Origin of the sequence: Sphingomonas sp. PL-96 (assembly GCF_020707215.1) — a bacterium.
GTDB lineage: Bacteria > Pseudomonadota > Alphaproteobacteria > Sphingomonadales > Sphingomonadaceae > Sphingomonas.
This window is the reverse complement of record NZ_JAJFET010000001.1, coordinates 155695-176117: the sequence shown is the minus strand read 5'-3', so window position 1 is coordinate 176117 and position 20423 is coordinate 155695. Positions and strand designations below refer to the sequence as shown.

The following is a 20423-nucleotide window of genomic DNA, read 5'->3' as shown; positions in this document are numbered from 1 at the left end:
CCCTCCCGACGAACTGAACAGGGCCGAAAAACGCCGGCTCCGCGCCAGCCCGCCTCAGTCGAGCGGGTAGAGCGCCGCCGCGATCCAGCGCAGTTCGGCGCGCAGCACGCCCCAGGCGCGCGCCGCAGCCCGGCTGTCCATCGGCTCGACGCCGATACCCCGGGCGTCCAACGCCGCCACCAGCGCCGGAGAAGGCCGCAGCATGCGGGTGCCGGTGCCGAGCAGGAGGAACTCCGGCAGCGGATCGAGCGCGAGCAGCGGTGCCAGCGCCTCGACCGTCAGCTCGCCGAACACAGGCGGCGTCCAGCCATCCGCCCGCTCGGGGGTAATCAGCAGGCCCTCATAGACGCCCTCGTCCACGCGAAAACCGCGGCCGACGATGCCGGAGATCGTCGGCCCTTCGGCCCGGCCTGCCTTGTCGATGCGCATCAGCGCGGCGCGCGCTCGGCGCGCTCCGCCGCGGTCGGCTCGGACGAACCGACCTTGGTGCCCGCCTTCAGGTTCAGCGTGATCAGCAGGGACGAGGAGACGTAGATCGACGAATACGTGCCCACGATCACGCCCAGGATCATGGCGGCCGTGAAGCCCTGCAGCACATGGCCGCCAAAGATCAGCAGCGATCCGAGCGCCAGCAGGATCGTCAGCGACGTCATTACCGTACGCGGCAGCGTTTCGTTGACTGAAAGGTCGATCAGCTGCGGCATGTCCATCTTGCGGAACTTGCGCATGTTCTCGCGGATACGGTCGTCGATCACCATCTTGTCGTTGATCGAATAGCCGATGATGGTCAGCACCGCCGCGACGATGTTGAGGTCGAACGGCATCTGCGTCAGCGCGAAGAAGCCGAGCGTCATCAGCACGTCGTGCAGGATCGCGACCGCGGTCGACACGCCGAACTGCCATTCATAGCGGAACCAGCTGAACACCGCGATGCCGGCCACCGCCAGCAGCACAGCGAGCACGCCGTTGCGGATCAGCTCGTCCGAAACCTTGCCCGAAACCGTGGTGTAGTTGGAAAAGGTCGCACCGGGGAACTTGGCTGCCAGCGCTGTCTTGACCTTCTCGACCACGGCGTCGGCCGCGCCTTCGGGCGCGTCGTCCGCCAACGGCAGGCGGATCGAGAAGGTGTTCGGATCGCTGCCGAGCTGCTGGAGCGCCGCCTCCCCGACGCCAAGCTCGTCGACCACGCTGCGCAGCTCGGCTTGTGGCGGGACGGTGACGAACTTCTCCTCGATCGCGACACCGCCGACGAAGTCGACACCGAAGTTGAGGCCGCGTGCGAACACCAGGCCGATTGCCGCGATCGTCAGCAGCGCGGTGACCGCGAAGGCGATGTAGCGGATGCGGACGAACTGGATGTTCGTGTTGTCGGGGATGATCTTCAAAAGGCGCATGATCGGCGTCCTAGATGTGGATCTCGGTCGGCCGGTTCCTGCGAACCCAGCCCGACACGAGCATGCGCGTAAAGGTGACCGCGGTGAAGACCGAGGTGGCGATGCCCAGCAGCAGCACGACCGCAAAGCCGCGGATCGGGCCGGAGCCGAGCAGCAGCATGATGAGGCCGGCGATCGCGTGCGTCACGTTCGCCTCGAAGATGGTGCGGCTCGCTTCCTTGTAGCCGAGCTCCAACGACTGGATCACGCTGCGGCCGCGCCGCCGCTCCTCACGAATGCGCTCGTTGATCAGCACGTTGGCGTCGACCGCAGTACCGATCGTCAGCACGAAGCCGGCGATGCCCGGCAGCGTCAGGGTGGCGTGGAGCATTCCCATCACCGCCAGAATCACCAGCACGTTGATGACGACCGCGGTGGTCGCATAGATGCCGAACCGGCCATAGGTCAGGATCATGAACGCGATCACGGCCACGGCTGCGATCACCGACGCCAGGATGCCGGCGCGGATCGAATCGTCGCCAAGCTCAGGGCTCACCGTGCTTTCCTGAACCACCGTCAGGTCGACCGGCAGCTTGCCCGAGCGCAGCGCGATCGCCAGCTGGTTCGCCTCGTCGACGGTGAAGCCACCGGAGACCGAGGCGCGACCGCCCAGGATCGGCTCGTTGATGTTCGGCGCCGAGATCACCTGATTGTCGACGATGATCGCGAACGGCTTGTTCACATTCTCGCGCGTGACGGTCGCGAAGCGGCGACCACCCACGCTGTCGAAGGTGATGTCGACGTTGGGCTGGCCGTTCTGGTCATAGGACTGGCGCGCGTCGGCAAGCTGGTCGCCCGAAATGATCGTGTTGCGCTTGACCGCGATCGGCTGGCCCGTGCCCTGATAGCGCAGGATCTGGCTGCCGACCGGCGCGTCGCCGCGCAGCACCGCTGCCGGATCAGCGGTCGTGTCGACCAGCTTGAACTCGAGCCGCGCGGTCTTGCCGAGCAGCTCCTTCAGCGCCTTGGGGTCGCTCAGGCCCGGGACCTGCACGACGATGCGGTTCGAACCCTGGCGGATGATGGTCGGCTCACGCGTGCCCAGCTCGTCGATGCGGCGGCGCACGACGTCGGTCGCGTCGTCCATCGCCCGGTCGACGGCCTGGGTGAGCCCCGCGTCAGTCTGGGTCAGTACGAAGCGGGTCTGGTCGACCACCTCGATGTCCCATTCGCGCTGGCCGGTCAGCCCGGCGCCACCGCCGGTGATCGACAGCAGCTTCTCGCGCGCCGCGTCCACCTGTGCGACGTCGCGCACCATGAACGACAGGCGCCCGCCGCGCGTGGAGATGTCGCCGATCTGGACGCGCGGGGCGCGCCGCATCTCGGTCGAGACCTGTTCCCGCATCTGTTCCAGCCGCGTGGTGGCGACGTCGGAGGTCTTGGCCTCCAGCAGGATGTAGCTGCCGCCCGCCAGGTCGAGACCCAGGTTGATCGTCGGCGTCGGCACCCAGCCCGGCAACTGGGCGCGGGTGCGCTCCGGCAGCAGGCTCGGCACCGCGAGCAACACCATGATGAGGACGCCGAGCCAGATGGCCCGGACCTTCCAGCGCGGGAAATCGAGCATCAGTCGTTCGCGGGCTTGGCGCCGGCCGGCGGCGTCACTTCGGCGATGGTCGCCTTGACGACGCGCACGCGGGTGTTGGGTGCGATTTCGACCTCGACCACGGCGTCCTCGACACGAGTCACGCGGCCCAGCAGGCCACCGGCGGTCACGACCTGGTCACCCTTCTTCACGTTCGCGATCGCGGTCTGCAGCGTCTTCATGCGCTTCTGCTGCGGGCGAATCATGAGGAAGTAGAAGACCACGAAGATCAGGATCAGCGGCGCGATCGACACGAACGACGCAAGTGCACCGCCCTGGGCGGTCGCACCGGCGGACTGGGCAAAGGCTTTGGGGACGAGCATGGGTGCTTGGAAACCTGATGAAAAAAAGGCCGCGGACGCCGGGCCGTTCAAGCGGCGCGCGCTATCATGCGCGTGCCCGCGTGGCAACGGGCGTCCTTAATGCTTGCAAGCGGCGCGCGACGCGCCTAGAGGGCGGCGCTCGGTCGGGGCGTAGCGCAGCCTGGTAGCGCATCACACTGGGGGTGTGGGGGTCGCAGGTTCGAATCCTGTCGCCCCGACCAACAAGATCAGCGACTTCGCACGAGAACTCGCTGGGCCCTCTTCGCCAGCAGGCGCAGAGCAGGAACTGGCCCAATAATCGACGCCAGCAAGCTCGAGAGCCGCAGCACAGCAGGCTTCTTCGAACACCAGTCGCGCGGCAAGCCCTCCGGCACCGTGCGACGTGGCCGACCTGCCCAGACCTACCGTCCTGCGACAACAATCCGGGGCAATGTCCTGATCGGCTCGACGGTGATTGCCCTGAACCACGTTTCGGCACCTTCGGACTGAAGCTGGATCTGGCCGTGGGTCAGAGGCTCGCGACGTCCGTCCGCAGCGATCGTCGCCAGATCCCGCACTTCCGCCACCGGCACGCCGTTGACGACGTGCACCGCACGATCGCCGACGACATAGAGGTCGAGCGTGTTCCACGCTCCGATCGGGCGCTCGGCGTCGGTCGCTGCCTCGACATTCCAGGTCGGCGTGGCGTTCACGATGTCGATCTCGCGTCCCGTCGGGTCAAAGCGCAGATGCGGCGCGATCAAGGAGGGATCGAACGCCACATTGGTGCGCCCGCGCATCTTGCTTCCCACCGCGACGATCATGCCGGTGGAGCCCGTCATGATTTCGAACTCGGCCGAGGGTCGCCAGGTGCCGAACACCTCGCCGGGCGCGCCATGGCTGTGGTACAGGAGGCCGTTGTTGCGCGGCTGCTTCTCGCGTGGCGCCCAGGTCTTTGCACCCCATTTGAACTGCAGGCGCAGGTGGTAATCGCGAAGGTCGGCGCGGTGCACCAGGCTGCCCCAGGTCGCGCCTTTCACCCAGATCGCGGGCGCGCCATCGACGGTGCGCACGGCAAAGTCGCCACGAGTGTCGCGGCCCGTGCCGATCGGAGTCGCGGCGGGCTTCGCCTGGTAGGTGATCGAGGGATCGGCATAGCCAAGCCACGGCTCCCAGCCTTCCAGGCTGCGTCCATCGAACAACGCCGTCGCCTTACCCGTCGGTACTGGCAAGTCGGTCAGCGCAAGCCGCTGCGGCGCAGCTACGGGCTCACCGGCAATCGCACGCGCCTGTTGCTTGGAGTCCTGTGCTGCGGCGGATGCGGAGAGCACCAGCAGCGCCACGAACACTCGATGATACCCCATGCCGGTTCCCTCCCCCGTCGCCTGAGCGGCGATCCTGCAGCAAGCCTAGCGCGCGATCGCCGGCAGGTGAACGGCCTTTGCCTGCGATTCTGGATCGTCCGGAGCTTACGTCGCGAGGCAACTTCCCCTAACGTCTTTCCTTCAGGAGAACCGGGACGGACCGGGCGGAGGGGATCAAAGCATGGACGCAGCGTCGAGAAGGCAGTTTCTGGTGGCGGGCGCCGGCATCGCGGCGCTTACGGCGATGCCGGCACGCGCGCAGCTTGCCCCCGGCGACGAAAGCGTCGCCTTGTGGCCTGGCGCAATCCCGGGGGATCGTCACGCCACCATCGCCCGCAAGATCGAAGACCAGTCAAAGGATCCGGCCCATCCCGACCGCTGGGTGACCGGCATCGCCAAGCCCGTCCTGGTCGTGCGCCGGCCTGCCCGCCCCAACGGCGCGGCGGTGCTGCTGATGCCGGGCGGCGGCTATGGGTTCCTGTCTTACGACAATGAAGGCACCGAGCAGGCAGCGTGGCTCAACGCGCGGGGCATCACCGCCTTCATCCTGCTCTATCGCCTGCCGGGCGAAGGCTGGGACCAGCGTCAACTGGTGCCGCTGCAGGACGCGCAGCGGGCGATGCGGGTGATCCGCTCGCGCGCCGGCGAGTTCGGCATCGATCCGGCACGCGTGGCGATCCTCGGCTTTTCGGCCGGGGGCCATCTTGCGGGCTCGCTGGCGACGCGCTTTGCCGAACAGGTCTATGCGCCGGTGGACGCAGCGGATCGGCTGTCTGCGCGTCCCGATCTTGCGGGGTTGCTCTACCCGGTGGTGAGCATGGAGGCGCCGTTCACCCATGGCGGGTCGCGCGACAATCTGCTGGGTGCCGATGCGCCCGCCGCGTTGCGCCGCGCCGCCTCGGTCGAGACGCGCGTGACCAAGGACACGCCGCCCACCTTCCTGGTCCATTCGGGCGACGACGGACTGGTGCCGGTGGCGAACAGCATCGCCCTGTACAACGCGCTGCTCGCGGCCGAGCGGCCGGCCGCGCTCCACGTGTTCGACGAGAGCGGCCATGGCTATGGCGCGCGACCCAGGCCGCCGATGACCACCGCCGCCTGGCCCGAGCTGTTCCACGCCTATGGCATGCGCAAGGGCATCTTCCGCGCATGAGGCGGATGGCGACGGCGCTGCTGCTGGCGGTGGTCGCGGGCAGCGCGCAGGCGCAAAGCGAGCCGGTGCACCAGAGTTCGCCCCCGCGACGCACGGTAGCGGAAAAGGACTGGGGCCCGTGGCTCGGCCCGTTCCGCCAGCAGCTGGTGCCAAGCCTGATGCAGGACTTCGGCGAGCGCTATCTCTACGCGGAGGCCAACCGCAAACTAGGACCACCCAAGGCCGGCGAACAGCGCGTCGTTTTCCTGGGCGATTCGATCACGGATCGCTGGGACCTCGCCGCGAGCTTCCCGGGAAAACCCTATATCAACCGCGGGATCGGCAGCCAGGTTACGTCGCAGATGCTGCTGCGCTTCCACCAGGACGTGGTTGCGCTTCGTCCCAAGGCGGTGGTGATCCTGGCCGGGGTGAACGACATCCAGGGCTTCCTGCAGCAGGAGACCCCCGAGCAGATCGAGACCAACTGGGAGGCGATGGCCGACCTCGCCGATCGCCACGGCATCGCGGTGGTGTTCGGATCGCTGCTGCCGGTGAACAACTACACCGAACAGGCAAAGGACGTGCTCAAGGAACGTCGGCCGGAGACGTTGCGCGCGCTGAACGCCTGGCTTCGGCAGTTCTGCGCGACCCGTGGCTATGTCTATGCGGATTATGCGGCCGCGCTGGTCGACGCGCAGGGATTGATGCAGCGCCCGCTCACCGAGGACGGCGTTCACCCGCTCAAGCCAGGATACGCCCGCATGGCGCCGATCGCCCAGGCCGCGATCGAGCGCGCGACCGCCAAGCAGGTCCGCCGCTAAAGGGTAGCCGGCGTCCGAAACGCACCGTGCTCGCTGGCGAAGGCTGGGGTCCAGTAGCGGTGTGGCTCGGGAGGGCGCGTTCTCTCCACCGTCTTCGCACCCGAACCCGCTGCCTTTGCAACTCCCTCGACGTGCTCCCGCGCAGGCGGGAACCCAGAGCGGCACATACCGCGAGCGGTTGATCTGCTTGGCCCTGGATCCCTGCCTGCGCAGGGATACGGCAGCATGTGAGGCGGTTGTCGCAGCTCATGCAAAGGTTTCACCTCTGCCGGGGTACCGATAACCGCTGCCGGGGGCGGCACCAAGCCGCCCCCGGCGCCGCCTCAGCGCGGCCGGGCGACCTGCACGGCGGCACCCGTATACGCGACGGTCGCGTCGGCAGGCTCGTCTGCCGACCCGAGCGGCCGTCCCGGCGTCATCCAGCGGATGCGGAACTCGCGCGTTGCCGGCATGCCGGCAAAGCCCTGTCCCTCGCGCGCGCCGATCATGACCGCGCCCGTCGCCTCGTCATACGCGATCGGAATGCGGCTGAACGCGCCCGAACGATACTGCTCGCTCGTGCCATCGTCCTCATAGAGCGAGAACCGCCCATCGGCGCCGGTGTAGACGGTCAGCGTCAGCGGTGCGTCGCGCTTCTCGTCGACATATTGCGTGACCGGTCCCATCGGCACGATCGCGCCCGCGCGGACGAACAGCGGCATCCGCTCGAAGGGCGCGGGCACCGTCACCTGCTGGCCACCGCGGTACGCCTTGCCGCTGTCGAAGTCGTACCAGCTGGTGGAGGCACCCGGCAGGTACACGGAGCGCGTACGCGCCTTGTACTCCGTCACTGGCGCGACCAGGAACGCGTCGCCGAACAGATATTCGTCGTTGATGTCGCGCGCCTTGGGATCGTTGGGCCAGTCCATCACCAGCCCGCGCATGATGCTGCCGTCGCGGTGCCAGGTGTCTGCCGCCAGCGTGTAGATATAGGGCATCAGCCGGTAGCGCAGCTTGTCGTACCAGACCATCGACTCGCGCATCGGGCTGCCCTCGGGCGAAATCTCGTAGATCTCGCGGTACGGAGCTTCGCCATGGCTGCGGAACAGCGGGCTGAACGCGCCGAACTGGAACCAGCGCAGGTTCAGCTCGCGCCATTCGTCCAGCGCCTGGGGCGTCGGATTCTTGGCATAGCGGTCCTCCAGCGCGAACCCGCCGATGTCATGGGTCCAGTTGGCCAGCCCCGACATCGCCGTGTTGACGCCGGCGGAAATCTGCGCGCGCAGATCGAACCAGCGGCTCGCCACGTCGCCCGACCAGACCGCCGCGCCCTCTCGCTGCAGGCCGCCGAAGCCCGAGCGGGTCAGGATGAACGGCCGCACGTCCGGCTTGAACCGGCGCCAGCCAGCATAGACCCCGCCCACATGCACCAGCGGATAGCTGTTGAAGAACTCCTCCGCCGGGCCGCGCGCGGTCGGTCCCATCGTCTCGATCCGCTCGTCGATCGACAGGTTCGAGTGGATGTCCGGCTCGCTCGCATCCAGCCACCAGGCGTCGGTGCCGATCTTGCCCAACGACTTCTCGATCTGGCGCCAGTAGATCTTGCGCGCCTCGTCGGAATAGGCGTCATAGTCGGTGTTGAGATAGCCCTGTCCGACCCAATCCTTGTTCGCCATGCGCAGGTTGCCCTGGTACATGAGGCCCTTGTCGGCCATTTCCTTGTAGTTCTTGGTCGTGGGATAGAACTTCGGCCAGACCGAGATCATGAACCGGGCGTTGAGCGCGTGGATGCGGTCCACCATTCCCTGCGGATCGGGGAAGCGGCTCTTCTCGAACTCGTGGCTGCCCCACGCATTCTCCGGCCAGTAGAACCAGTCCTGCACGACATTGTCGAGCGGGATGCCCAGGCTGCGGTATTTCTCCACCACGCCGATCACTTCGGCCTGGGTGTTGTAGCGCTGGCGCGACTGCCAGAAGCCATAGGCCCATTTGGGCAGCATCACCGACTTGCCCGTCAGCTGTCGATAGCCGGCGATCACGCCGTCCATGTTCGCACCGGGCACGAACCAGTAATTGACCGCGCGCGCGGTGTCGCTGGTGAACCAGACCGAGTTGCGATCCTCCGCGGGCAACGGATCATTGTGGAAGAACGCCATATAGCCGGCGTTGGGCTCCCACTCGATGCGGATGTCGAGCGGCTTGCCCTTGGTCATCGGCAGGTCGAAGTTCGCGTACCAGGGGTTCCAGTTCTGGCGCCAGCGGTTGAGCACTTCCTTGCCGTCGGCAAAGACCTTGAAGTAGCTCGATCCATAGACCTGGAACTTGTGCGTACCGGTGTTGTCGGGATGCAGTGTGCCGGTCCAGACGACCGTCTGCTTCTGCACGGCGTTGCCGGCGGTGTTCTGCCCGCCCGTCGCGGCGGTGGTGTCGGCCTTTGCCGCGGCCGGCCACTTCGCCTGGTCACGGATGTACTGGTAGTTGATGGTGGCCTCACGCTGGCTGACCGCCAGCTTGCCGTCGAGGAAATACTGCGCGGAGAAGCCGGGCTTGCCGCCGCTGGTCACCTTCATGCCCTCGCCGACAAGCGCATAGGGCTTGGGGTTGCCGAAGCGGGTGATGCCGTCATTGTCCCACAACAAGCCGTAGTTGCGCGTGGAGACGATGAACGGGACGGCGATGTCCATGTTGTGCTGGGCGAGTTCGACGTCCTCGCCGTTGAAGTTCATCTGCGCATTCTGGTGCTGGCCTAGGCCATAGATCGCCTCGTCCGTGCCGCGGTTGAACTGCTGCGAGGCGGCAACATACTGGCGCCCCTCGACCGTGCGAGGGCGGAACGTCGGTGCTCCCGCCTCGTCCAGCAGCACCTTGCCCGTGGCGTCGAGGAAACGCACCTTGCCCGTGGCGAGGTCGACGTCCGCCGTCGTGCGCGCTGCCTTCAGCTGCACATGGCCCTTGTTCTCGGCGACCGTGAAGGCGCCCGGCGCGGGGGGCTGCGGCACCATCAGGCTGTCGCCGCGCGTCAGACCCTCCATGCCCTTGGGACTGGCGACGACATGGACAACGCCATCGCCATGCACCGTCAGCTCGACCCGCGCCGCCGGTCCGGAAGCGGGGGTGACCACGACCCCACCCGCGGTTCGCTCATAGCCACCTTTCCCCTGCGCAAGCGCGGGCGCTGCGATCGCGCTCCCGGCCAGCAGGGCGATGATCATTGCCTTTTTCATGTGCGTCCTTCCCCGTGTATCTTTGTTCGCCAGCCTCAAAGGGCATGATCTCAGCGATAGTGTCCCATCGTCACCCGCAGCAGCGTGGGACGATCGATGATGTTGATGCCATAGTCGGTCTGGTCGCCGTTCCAGACGCGATCGGTCACCCAGCGGCCCTCGGCGAAATGCCCCTCCTCCACGCGCAACAGAATCGCGTTCTTGGCACCCTTGGCGTCCTCGAACCGGACGCGAACATGGTCGCCGGTGACCAGGAACTGGTCGGCCGACAGCTGGGCCACGGCGATGCCGCCCACCGGGGCGTCGGCCCAGGCCGGCTTCTCCGACTTCAGCCAGGTCCAGGCCTTTTCGCCGAACTGCCACTCGCCCCAGCCGGCGGAGACCTTCCAGTCGCCCATGGTGGTGCGCACCTCGGCACCATCGTCGGGCTTGGCCGCCCCCCAGGTCGGGCGTTCGAAGGCGATCCGCGCCCAGTCGCGCATCATGCCGGAGAAGACTCCGTACGGCAGCGCGAACGCATCCAGCGTCTCCGCGTCCAGCGTCTTGGCGCCCAGCGGATAATTGGAATACCCCGTGTCATCCATGCCGAACGGCGAGAAGCCGATCCCGCCGCGACCCACGGTTTCGTAGAAGAAGCGCGCGAACTCGCGGGCGTTGCCGATCTCCGGTACCATCAGCGCGTTGTCGGCACGCGCATATTTGTCGAGATACTGGACGACGTTGCCGCTCGCCCGGTCGTAAATGTCCGGCCCGGCGAAATCGATCGCGGGCGCCGCCGCCTTCCAGATGTCGAGCACGTCCTGCTGCGGCCCGCCGCTGGCGACGCCGGTCGGGTCGGGTACGTTCGAGGGGCCCGCAAGCGCGGCGTTCACGAACATCGGCAGCGGCTTCACCGCCTTGCCGGCGGCCGCGATCTCGTCGACGTAGCGCGCGGTGTACCAGGTGTTGAACGCCCGGTCCGCCTGCGCCCCGAACAGCACGCTCCAGGTGCCCACGGGCTTGCCCAGTCGCTTGGCAAGCGCGGCCGGAACCGGCTGCGCGAACAGCCGGTTCGCCTCGGCCGAATAGTCGCGCGGGCTGCGATAGCTGCCGACCTCGTTTTGCGGCTGGACCAGGATCACCGTGTTCTGCGGATCACGGTCGCGCAAATAGGTCATCAGCCGGACAAAGGCGCGTTTGTCCGCCTCCAGCGTGGCGCGGCCGTGCGGCGTGTGGACATAATGGTCGCTGCCGTCCTTCGCCTTCATCCGCGGGAAGCGGCGGTTGTCGAGCTTCACCCAGTCCGGCGTATAGGCGGGCCCGGTGTTCTTCCAGGTGCCGAACCAGAGCAGCACGACGCGCTTGTCGTGCGCGCGCGCCTGGTCGAGCAACGTCTGCACGAAGGAAAAGTCGAACTGCCCCTCGACCGGTTCGACCTGCTGCCAGGCGACCGGGATCTCGATGGTGTTGGCGTGGATCCGGTCCAGCGTCGGCCATACCTGCGGCAACGCGGCGGCATAGTTGCTGCTGTTGTGGACCTGCCCGGCCAGCACCAGGAAGGGCGCGCCGTCGACCATCAGTGCGTGGCGCCCGTTGCGCGTCACCAGCTGCGGCACCTCGGTTGCAGGCGCCTGCGCGAACGCCGGCACGGCGGCAAGAAGTGCGCAGCCGAGCAGGCCGATGAATGGTTTCATGGTCATCCCCTTGTCCGGCGCGCGACCGCGCCACTCTTGTTCTGGTCGGCAGTCGGCGCGGGATCACCAAAGACGATGCCGCGCCCATCCGTGCCGATATAGACCCGCCCGAACCGGCGCGGATCCCCCGAGATCACCCGGAACCGCAGGCCCCATTGGTGCTGGTCGTCGTTGATCCGCTGCCAGTCGGTGCCGCCATCGGTCGAGCGCCAGATCCCCGTCAGCCCCTGCATGCGCCCGATCGCGTAGAGCGTCGGCCATCGGCCCCCGGGCGCGGCGGCGCCGAGCCCGTAATGCGTGATCGCCAGCTCGCCGCCAAGGCGAACCCAATGGTCGCCGCCATCGACGCTGCGATAGAGCTGCTCGCCCAGGCGCAGCCAGAGCATGCCTGCCTTGCCCGGTGTCGCCATCAGCGGGTTCTGCGCCTCGCGATTGGGAGAGCGTGCAGCGGAAAGATCGGCGGGAAGTCCCCGGGTCGCAACGGACACGAAGCGGCGGCCGCCGTCGTTGCTGCGCAGGAAGCGACCCGCCTGGGTGTCGACGACATACATGCGCTGCGGATCGACCTTGTCCGCGGCGGGACGCGCGCCCGCCGGCACCCCCTCGATACGCTGCCAGCTCCTGCCGCGATCACCGGTGCGCACCGGCTGGTCCGTCACGACCAGGAAGCCGCTGCCGTCGGCCGACACGATGATGGGAGCATCGCCCGTCCGCTCCGGTGCGGGCGTGCCGTCTGCCCGCGGTGCTGACGCGGGCGGCACCAGCGGCTGCCAGCTTGCGCCGCCGTCCTTGGACCAGGCGAGCGAGGCGCCGGGCACCTCGCGCGTGTGGGTGCTGCCGCTGCGGACCATCACCTCCGGCGCCGTCCCCGCATAGTCGAGCGTGTTGGTGTTGCTGAGCAGCGGATTGCGGTGCATCGCCGGTGGCGACTGCAACAGATCGTCGTGGCGGAAGCCGGCGATGTCGCCGAACCCCGACACGAGCGGCGCGCCGCCGGTTGGACTCACCAGCGTGATGACCGCCGTCTGCTCGATCGCTTTCGTCCACGGCTTCCACGCCATGGCCCCGCCCGAACCAAACCCCTGAGATGCGTACAAGGTCGCGCCGGTCACATAGGCGGCATGCTGCGGGTCGAACGGATCGATCGCGAGGCCGGCGATCCAATGCCCGAAGTTCGCCTTGTCGCCGAAATCGAGGAACGGCGTTGCCGAGACGTCGCGCGTGCTGCGCCGGCGCAACTCGTCCCAATGCAGGCCCGCGTCGCTCGACTGCCAAACCGTATCGCCGGGCTTGTAGCGATTGACCGTGGAAACCGCGATCGTACGCGGGTCCTGCGCCGAAACCGCCACGCCCATGTAGCCGCCGGGCGCGGCGCCCGGCCCGCGCTCGGGCGTCACGTCCTGCCAGTGCTGCGCCTGGGGATCATGGCGCCACACCGCCCCCCGGGTGATGCCGTTCGGCCCGATCGCGTCGGAATAGGTGATGGTCAGCACGCCGTCCCCGCCCAGCGCCGCCTTGACCGGAAGCAGCGTCCGCTCGGGCCCGCCGGCTACCGCCGCCCAGCTGCGGCCGCCATCGTCGGAACGGAACAGGTGCCGCGTGCCCGGATCAGCGCTACCGACAAAGACGCGCCCGGCGCGCTTGGGATCGAAGACCACGAAGCTCAGTCCGCCATGCGTCCTGCGCACGGGCGGCGCGCCCAGGCCGGCGAGCGGAAACGACGCTACCCGGTGCCACGTCTCCGCCGCGTCTTCGCTTCGCCACAGGCCATCGTGACGGGATCCGAACAACAGGGTGCGGGGGTGGTGCGGATCGATCGCCAGCCGCTCGCCGAGCCCGCGACCATCCTCGTTTCCGCCCATGCGGAACGGCACCGGCGTGATCTGCCAATGCGCGCCGCGATCGGTGGAGCGCAGGATCGCAGCTTCTCCGCGCGCATGCATCCCCGCCGCCATGTAGACGCGACTCGCATCCACCGGATCCGGCGCGATGCTCTCGATCCCCATCAGGCTGGAGACGGCATTGGCATCCTGCAGCGGGATCCAGCGCTGCGCACGCGCGTCCCAGCGATAGGCGCCGCCCATGTCGGTGCGCAGATAGGCGAGGTTGCGCTCGACCGGGCTGAAGACGATGCCGGGCGCGAATCCACCGCCTCCGACGACGACATTCTGCCAAACATAGGGCGCCGGGGCGGAGGGCGTAATCGGTTCGGCGGCGACGGGCGACGGCAACAGGGACAGGAGCAGAGCCATCTGCCCTGCGCTGCGCAGCCTTGATCGCTGTCTCACATCACCTCCCCTGCCGAGCGCCGCCCAACCTTCCGCGGGCGGTCACTTGACGGCTCCTGATAGCATGGACGATACCGCTAACAAGTGCGGAGAGCGCGCATCTTCGAAATAGGTCGTGTCTCCTTCTGTTTCTACTAGCCGCGACAGTTGCCACAAGGCGACGCGCAGGGGAGGACTGGATGCAAGGGCTTTCGACTTGCCGGGCGCTGGCCGACGCGGGGATCCGCCGTCGGGGCGAATGGTTCCACAACCAGGGCGCTTCCGACAAGCGTTCGCGGCACCCCCTCTCCCGCCTTTTCCTGATCCCGATCCTCCTCGGCAGCGCCGCTGCCCCGGCGGCCGCGCAGACAAAGGTTCCGGGTGACCCCTATGCCGGCGATCCGGTGGGAATCGTCGCCGATCCCTGCCCCAGCCACCCCATGCCCAAGGATGGCGAGGGCTGGCAGATGTGGAACCTGCGCATGCTGACCCGCGACTATGGCCAGCTGTGCCGCTATCGCGCGCAGAATGCCGAGGCACTGAAGCAGCCGGTCCGGGTGGTCTTCATGGGCGATTCGATCACGGACAACTGGATCAACGCCGATCCTGGCATGTTTACCGAGGGTCGGGTCGACCGTGGCATCAGCGGGCAGACGACGCCGCAGATGCTGGTCCGCTTCCGCCAGGACGTGCTCGCGCTCAAGCCGCAGGCCGTGCACATCATGGCCGGCACCAACGACATCGCCGGCAACACGGGCGCGGCAACCATGGCGTTCGTTCAGGGCAATATTCAGAGCATGGCCGAACTGGCGCGTGCCAACGGCATCAAGGTGATCCTGGCCTCCATCCCGCCCGCCGCCAGCTTCCCGTGGAGCCCGGACAAGCGGCCCGTCCCGCAGATCGCCGAGATGAATGCCTGGCTGAAGCGCTATGCCGCCGCCAACGGCTTCGCCTATGTCGACTATCACCCGGTGCTCGCGACCGCGGACGGCGCGATGAAGCCGGGCCTCGCGAGCGACGGCGTACACCCGACGCCCGCCGGCTATGCCGCGATGCGGCCGGTCGCGCTCGCGGCGATCGCACGAGTGCTCGGCAAGTGATCGGGAGCGCACTCGGCCGCCGCTCGGTGCTCGCCGGCATGGCAGCGCTCGGGATAGCCCGCACCGCCCATGCGCAAAGCCCGATGGGCATGGCGCGCGGCCCCGTGGCGCCGACCTGGCCCTCGCTCGTCAGCCAGTATCGCTACCCCGACTGGTTCCGCGACGCCAAGCTTGGTCTGTGGTCGCATTGGGGCCCGCAGTCGGTGCCCGAGCAAGGCGATTGGTACGGTCGGTTCCTGTATATGCAGGGTCACCCGATGTACGAGCATCACCTGAAGACCTATGGCCATCCGACCGGCACCGGCATGATGGACATCCTCAACCGCTGGACTGCCGACCGGTGGGAGCCCGAGGCGCTGATGCAGCGCTATGTGAAGGCGGGCGCGAAGTACTTCATGGCGCTGGGCTGCCACCACGACAATCTCGATTGCTACGACAGCCGTTATCACGAGTGGAACAGCCTGCGGGTGGGTCCGAAGAAGGACATCGTCGGCACTTGGGAAAAGGTCGCGCGCAACGCGGGGCTGAAGTTCGGCATCTCCAACCATGCCGCGCACGCCTGGCACTGGTACCAGACCGGCTATGGCTATGACCCGACCGGCCCGCGCAAGGGCGAGCGCTACGACGCGTTCCGGCGCACCAAGGCCGATGGTCGCGGCACATGGTGGGAGGGGCTGGACCCGCAGCGGCTCTACACCGGCGGCCATATGGTGGCGCCCGACGGCATCGACAGCATCGCCGCCATGAACGAATGGCACGACAAGAACGACGGCCAGTGGGTCGAGCACGGGCCTGCCAACGACCCGGGCTATGTCACGCGCTGGCTGTTGCGCCAGATCGACATGGTCGAGAAGTACAAGCCCGACCTCGTCTATTTCGACGATTATGAGCTGCCCTTCGGCCCGGTCGGGCTGCAGGCGGTGGCCGATTACTACAATCGGTCGATCGAGTGGCACGGCAAGATCGACGTCGTCGTCACGGCCAAGCAGCTGAAGCCCTATGCCCGCTTCGGCCTGGTCCAAGACGTCGAGCGCGGCTTCACCGACCATCTGTGGGAAGAGCCGTGGCAGACCGACACCTGCATCGGCGATTGGTTCTACAACGTCGCCCGGTTGAACGACCGCAGCTACAAGACTGCGGAAGACGTGCTGCAACGGCTCGCCGATGTCGTGTCCAAGAACGGCAACCTGCTGCTCTCCATCCCGCAACCCGGTGACGGGTCGATCGACTCCGAAGAGGAGAAGATCCTGGACGGCATGGCCGCGTGGATGCAGGTCAACGACGCGGCGATTTTCGGCTCCCGGCCATGGCGGGTCTATGGCGAAGGACCGACCAAGCTCGTCGCGGGCATGCAGAACGAGGGCAGCTTCGCCGGCTTCACGCCGCGTGACGTCCGCTTCACCGTCAACAAGGGCGCGCTCTACGCCCTGTTCCTCAAAGCACCACGCGGCAGTGTCTCGATCGAGTCGCTGGGGACTCGCCACTGGCGGGACGGCGTCGTCGAACGCGTAACCTTGCTTGGAGGCGGCACGATCCGGCACCGGCGCGACGCGGCGGGACTGCACCTCGACATGCCGGCCAGCGATGCGATCGTCCCCGTGATCCGGATCGACGGCGGTGGCATCGCCTGACGCTCGGCGCCCAGCCCCAATCCTGCGGTCTGTCGCCGCAAGCCCGCCCGCGCTAAGTCTGCGGGAGCGCGAGCTGGTCCGGCTGGCCGGATGGCGCCAGCTGCCCGCTGACCTCCGCCGCCGCTGCCTCCAGCGCGGCCCTGGTCTCCGCCAGGGCAACCCGGCTGCCCGGACCGTCGACAAAGGGAATGGTGAGCGCCGCCCGAGCGACATAGCCCGACAGCACGGGGACGGATATGTCCATGATGCCGTTCAGCACCGGGCTGGGCGCGCCCCCGCCCCCGTCTGCCGCGAGGGCGTCGAGGACCGGGAACAACGCGGCTTCATCCACCACGTGTCCGGCTTCGCGCACCTCGGCCAGCATACCGGCGCGGGCGTTGCGCGGTTGGAAGGCGAGCAGGATCCGGCCCGATGCGGAGAGATGCAGCGGCCGGCGGTAGCCGATCCGCACGGCAAAGCCGATCAGGCCCGGTGCCTCGATGCCTGCGATCACGACCATGTCGGACCCGGACGGGACGGCAAGATGGCAACTCTGCCCCGTGTTGCGCGCCAGTTCCTGCATCACGGGCAAGGCGGTAGACACCAGGTCGCGCACCGGCGGCTGGCGCATGCCCAGCGAGAACAGGCGGCTGGTCAGCCGGAAACCGCTTTCGTCCCGCAGGATGTAGCGATGCTCCTCAAGCACCTGGAGCATGCGAAAGATCTCGCTGACCGAGCGCCCGAGCGCGCCGGAAATGTCGGACATCGACAGGCCTGCCTCCGCCGTCGCCAGCAGCTCGAGGATCTCCAGCCCCTTTTTCAGAGCGGGGGCTTGGTAGCGCGATTTCGTCGTCATCCTTTTCTCCCGTGCACCAGCTTGAACGCACCCTCCAGTGCAAACAAGGGGCTCGAGAATCATCAAGTATGAAACCTGTTTTCATATTTCATACGTCGTTGAACTGCGGTAAGTTGAACCAAGCGCTTCGGTAAGGAGCCGCCCATACGGAGAGGAAATCATGGGACACCTAGCTTCTGCGCAGATGCTGCGCCGTCATCGGTTGAACGCAGGGGCATCGCTCTTTGCGTTGTTTCTGGGTCTTGGAGCGCCCGCGGCGGCACAGACCGCAGCTCCCGCCGACATCCCGCAGGGCCCTGGCGCGGCGCAGAGCGCGACGGTCTCCCCCAGCGGTGACGCAGCGTCGGTCGACACCCAGAACGACAGCAGCGGAGTCGCATCGGACGAGATCGTCATCACCGGTGTCCGCGCCAGCCTCTCCAGCGCGCAGAGCATCAAGCGCAACGCGGACCAGATCGTCGACTCGATCGTGGCGGAGGACATCGGCAAGCTTCCCGACCGGAACGTGGCAGAGGCGCTGCAGCGCATCACCGGCGTGCAGATCCAGCGCTCCTATGGCGAGGGCAGCTCCGTCGCCATTCGCGGGCTCAGCCAGGTCCGTACCGAAATCAACGGCCGCGATATTTTCACGGCAAGCGGGGGTCGCTCGCTGAGCCTGGAGGACGTGCCGTCCGAGCTGCTCGCGGGCGTCGACGTCTACAAGAACCCGTCGGCGGACCTGATCGAGGGCGGCATCGGCGGCCTGATCAACCTGCGCACGCGCAAGCCCTTCGACTTCGACGGCTTCAAGGCCTCGGTCAGCGGCGGCATCAACTATTATGACCTGTACGGCGCCAGCAAGCCGCAGGCGAACCTGCTGCTTTCGAACCGCTGGGACACCGGCATCGGCGAAATCGGCGTCATGGTCGACGTGGCCTATCAGCAGACCGCATTCCGCCAGGACCAGATCTCCAGCCAGCCGTTTTACCTGCTGAACGAGGCGCGCAACGCCGACGGCGAGTATATCAGCCCGGGCGATGTCGCGACCGCGGCCGGCCTCGGCCGTACCGGGCAGCCGACCTATCTGAGCCACGGCGTCGGCATCGGCGAATATATCGGCGACCGCCGCCGCCTGGGCACCGACGTCGCCATCCAGTGGAAGCCGACCGACACGCTGCTGCTCACCGGCGAATATATCCGCTCGGACTATAAGTTCCGCTACGGCGACTACAGCTACTTCGCCTACACCGGCGACAACCCGATCACCCCGGACTACACCCAGCCGTTCACCTATGACGAGGACGGCAACTTCACCAGCGGCACCTTTGCCAACGTCCCGGTGAATGCCAACACCAGCCTGGAAACCCGCCATTCGGTGACGAGCGACTATTCGCTCAATGCCAAGTGGACGCCGAACGACCGCCTGACGATCAACGGCGATTTCCAGTACATCCGGGGCACCACCAGCGGCCAGCGGTCGATCGTGATCCTCTCCTCGACGGCTGAGCGCGTCTATATGACCGCAGGCAATGGCGTACCGGCGATGATCATCTCGCCGGATAATGATCCCTCCAACGGCAACGGCATCACCACCGATCCGGCCAACTATGCCTCGGGCGCGGGCTATCTCGACCATATCGATCACTCGGTCGGCACCGAATATGCCGGGCGCTTCGACGTCCAGTACAAGTTCGACGGCTTCCTGAAGTCGATCAGCGCCGGCGTGCGCTATACCGATCGTTCGGCGGTGACGGATTCCAGCACCTACGCCTATTACGGCCTCACCCGGGCGCTGAGCTCCGACCTTTATGAACTGCGGCCGCTGGCGGGCGAGCTGTATCGCGGCAACGAAGTGCTCCCCGCCGGGGCGATCTTCTTCAACCGCAACATCGTGCTCGATTATGACGACACGCGTGCCGCGCTCGCGCCGTTCGTCGATCCCTCGCAGCAGCAGGCGCTGCTCGACGGCGTCGGCTACCAGCCGAGCGACCGCAACACGCAGAGCGAAAAGACCTACACCGCCTATGGCATGGTCAAGTTCGGCAGCGACGCCTTTGCCGTGCCGTTCGACGGCAACATCGGCCTGCGCGTGGTCAAGACGGAAGTCGGCACCGCCGGCTTCGAGAGCCGGTCACCGCAAGTCCAGACCGGCACCGATGAAGTCACCGGTCTCCCGGTCTATGGCAACGGTACGGTGTCGTTTGTCCCGATCACGGCAGACTCCGAATATACCAAGTTCCTGCCGAGCCTGAACCTGACCTTCCACCTGACGGACCAGCTTCAGCTCCGCCTGGCGGCCTCCAAGGCGCTCAGCCGTCCCGACTTCTCGCAGCTCAACCCGAACATCGCGATCAACGAATATGTCACGACCGGCGGGCAGCGTGTCGCTTCCTCGGGCAATGCCAATCTGAAGCCGTTGACGGCCAGTCAGTTCGACGCCTCGCTGGAATATTATTTCTCGCTTACGGGGTCGCTGTACGCGGCCGGCTTCTACAAGAAGGTCGACGGCTTCATCGCAAACGTCACGGCACCGGAGACCTTCACCTTCGGCGACAACAGCTACACCTACCAGGTGACGCGTCCGCTGAACGGCGACAACGGCAAGATCAAGGGCTTCGAAGTGGGCGGCAACACCTTCTTCGACTTCCTGCCTGGCTGGCTCTCCGGCTTCGGCACGCAGGCGAACTTCACCTTTGTTGACAGCAAGGCGCCCAGCCCCGGCGCGCGCGACACGTCGGGCAACCAGCTGTTCGTGCCGCTCGAGCAGCTGTCGAAGTACAGCTACAACCTGGTCGGCTTCTACGATCGCGGCCCGCTCTCGGCCCGCGTCGCCTACAACTGGCGCAGCAAGTATGTCGTGACCACCGCCGGCAACGGCAGCGGCAACCTGCCGATCTTCAATGCAGAGCGCGGCCAGCTCGATGCGTCGGTGACGTACACGGTGTCGCCGAACTTCGCGCTCACCGTCGACGGCATCAACCTGACCAACACGGAAAACCGGACCTATTACGGGATCGAAAGCCGCCCGCAGTCCTATGTCCTGAACGATCGCCGGGTGAGCATCACCGCCCGGATCACCTACTGACGAACCTTCCGGGGCC

Annotated in this window: 14 protein-coding genes and 1 tRNA gene; 6 read left to right on the top strand and 9 right to left on the bottom strand. The window is 66.9% G+C overall.

Going from position 1 to position 20423, the window contains the following annotated elements:
• Positions 1-54: 54 nt before the first annotated feature.
• Genes LK533_RS00765 through yajC form a run of 4 tightly spaced genes read right to left on the bottom strand, consistent with a single transcriptional unit; the run spans position 55 to position 3338 of the window.
• A complete protein-coding gene (locus LK533_RS00765) occupies positions 55-429 on the bottom strand; it encodes an Mth938-like domain-containing protein (RefSeq protein WP_229360657.1) in 375 nt (124 codons plus the stop codon).
• A complete protein-coding gene (gene secF, locus LK533_RS00760; protein WP_229360656.1) occupies positions 429-1394 on the bottom strand; it encodes a protein translocase subunit SecF in 966 nt (321 codons plus the stop codon). Before secF ends, LK533_RS00765 begins: the two co-directional genes overlap by 1 nt.
• 10 nt (positions 1395-1404) lie before the next feature.
• The gene (gene secD / locus LK533_RS00755; RefSeq protein ID WP_229360655.1) at positions 1405-2997 is read right to left on the bottom strand and encodes a protein translocase subunit SecD; all 1593 of its coding nucleotides are present in this window, start codon (positions 2995-2997) and stop codon (positions 1405-1407) included.
• Positions 2997-3338: a preprotein translocase subunit YajC gene (gene yajC / locus LK533_RS00750; protein ID WP_229360654.1), complete on the bottom strand. Its 342-nt coding sequence runs from the start codon at positions 3336-3338 to the stop codon at positions 2997-2999. Before yajC ends, secD begins: the two co-directional genes overlap by 1 nt.
• Positions 3339-3482: 144 nt before the next feature.
• Between yajC and LK533_RS00745 the strand changes: the two genes are divergently transcribed.
• A tRNA-Pro gene (locus LK533_RS00745) sits at positions 3483-3559 on the top strand.
• A gap of 180 nt (positions 3560-3739) precedes the next feature.
• Here the strand turns inward: LK533_RS00745 and LK533_RS00740 are convergent.
• Positions 3740-4681 carry a 3-keto-disaccharide hydrolase gene (locus LK533_RS00740; protein WP_229360653.1) on the bottom strand — a complete coding sequence of 314 codons (942 nt, stop codon included), beginning with the start codon at positions 4679-4681 and terminating at the stop codon, positions 3740-3742.
• A 181-nt stretch (positions 4682-4862) separates the two neighbouring features.
• Here LK533_RS00740 and LK533_RS00735 point away from each other — a divergent pair, with 181 nt between their 5' ends.
• Positions 4863-5834: an alpha/beta hydrolase gene (locus tag LK533_RS00735; RefSeq protein ID WP_229360652.1), complete on the top strand. Its 972-nt coding sequence runs from the start codon at positions 4863-4865 to the stop codon at positions 5832-5834.
• 5 nt (positions 5835-5839) lie between these two features.
• Positions 5840-6634, top strand: a complete 795-nt coding sequence (locus LK533_RS00730) for a GDSL-type esterase/lipase family protein (protein ID WP_229360651.1) — start codon at positions 5840-5842, stop codon at positions 6632-6634.
• A gap of 323 nt (positions 6635-6957) precedes the next feature.
• Here the strand turns inward: LK533_RS00730 and LK533_RS00725 are convergent, their stop codons facing one another.
• From LK533_RS00725 to LK533_RS00715, 3 genes are read right to left on the bottom strand one after another with little or no spacing between them, the layout of a single operon-like run.
• Positions 6958-9837 (bottom strand): TIM-barrel domain-containing protein, encoded by a 2880-nt coding sequence (locus LK533_RS00725; protein WP_229360650.1) that lies wholly within the window; start codon positions 9835-9837, stop codon positions 6958-6960.
• A gap of 50 nt (positions 9838-9887) precedes the next feature.
• Positions 9888-11510, bottom strand: coding sequence for a DUF5597 domain-containing protein (locus LK533_RS00720; protein WP_229360649.1), 1623 nt, complete (start codon positions 11508-11510; stop codon positions 9888-9890).
• 2 nt (positions 11511-11512) lie between these two features.
• On the bottom strand, positions 11513-13762 hold the full coding sequence (locus tag LK533_RS00715) for a WD40/YVTN/BNR-like repeat-containing protein (protein ID WP_229360648.1): 2250 nt from the start codon (positions 13760-13762) through the stop codon (positions 11513-11515).
• Positions 13763-13977: 215 nt separating this feature from the next.
• Between LK533_RS00715 and LK533_RS00710 the strand changes: the two genes are divergently transcribed.
• Both LK533_RS00710 and LK533_RS00705 read left to right on the top strand, forming a co-directional pair.
• Complete coding sequence (locus LK533_RS00710; protein ID WP_229360647.1) at positions 13978-14877, top strand: SGNH/GDSL hydrolase family protein; 900 nt, start codon at positions 13978-13980, stop codon at positions 14875-14877.
• A gap of 38 nt (positions 14878-14915) precedes the next feature.
• Positions 14916-16508, top strand: coding sequence for an alpha-L-fucosidase (locus LK533_RS00705; RefSeq protein ID WP_229361721.1), 1593 nt, complete (start codon positions 14916-14918; stop codon positions 16506-16508).
• A gap of 52 nt (positions 16509-16560) precedes the next feature.
• On the opposite strand, the gene LK533_RS00700 is transcribed toward LK533_RS00705, so the two are convergent.
• Positions 16561-17343: an IclR family transcriptional regulator gene (locus tag LK533_RS00700; protein ID WP_229360646.1), complete on the bottom strand. Its 783-nt coding sequence runs from the start codon at positions 17341-17343 to the stop codon at positions 16561-16563.
• Positions 17344-17503: 160 nt separating this feature from the next.
• On the opposite strand from LK533_RS00700, the gene LK533_RS00695 reads away from it, so the two are divergent.
• Complete coding sequence (locus tag LK533_RS00695) at positions 17504-20407, top strand: TonB-dependent receptor (protein ID WP_229360645.1); 2904 nt, start codon at positions 17504-17506, stop codon at positions 20405-20407.
• The last annotated feature ends 16 nt before the right edge of the window (positions 20408-20423 follow it).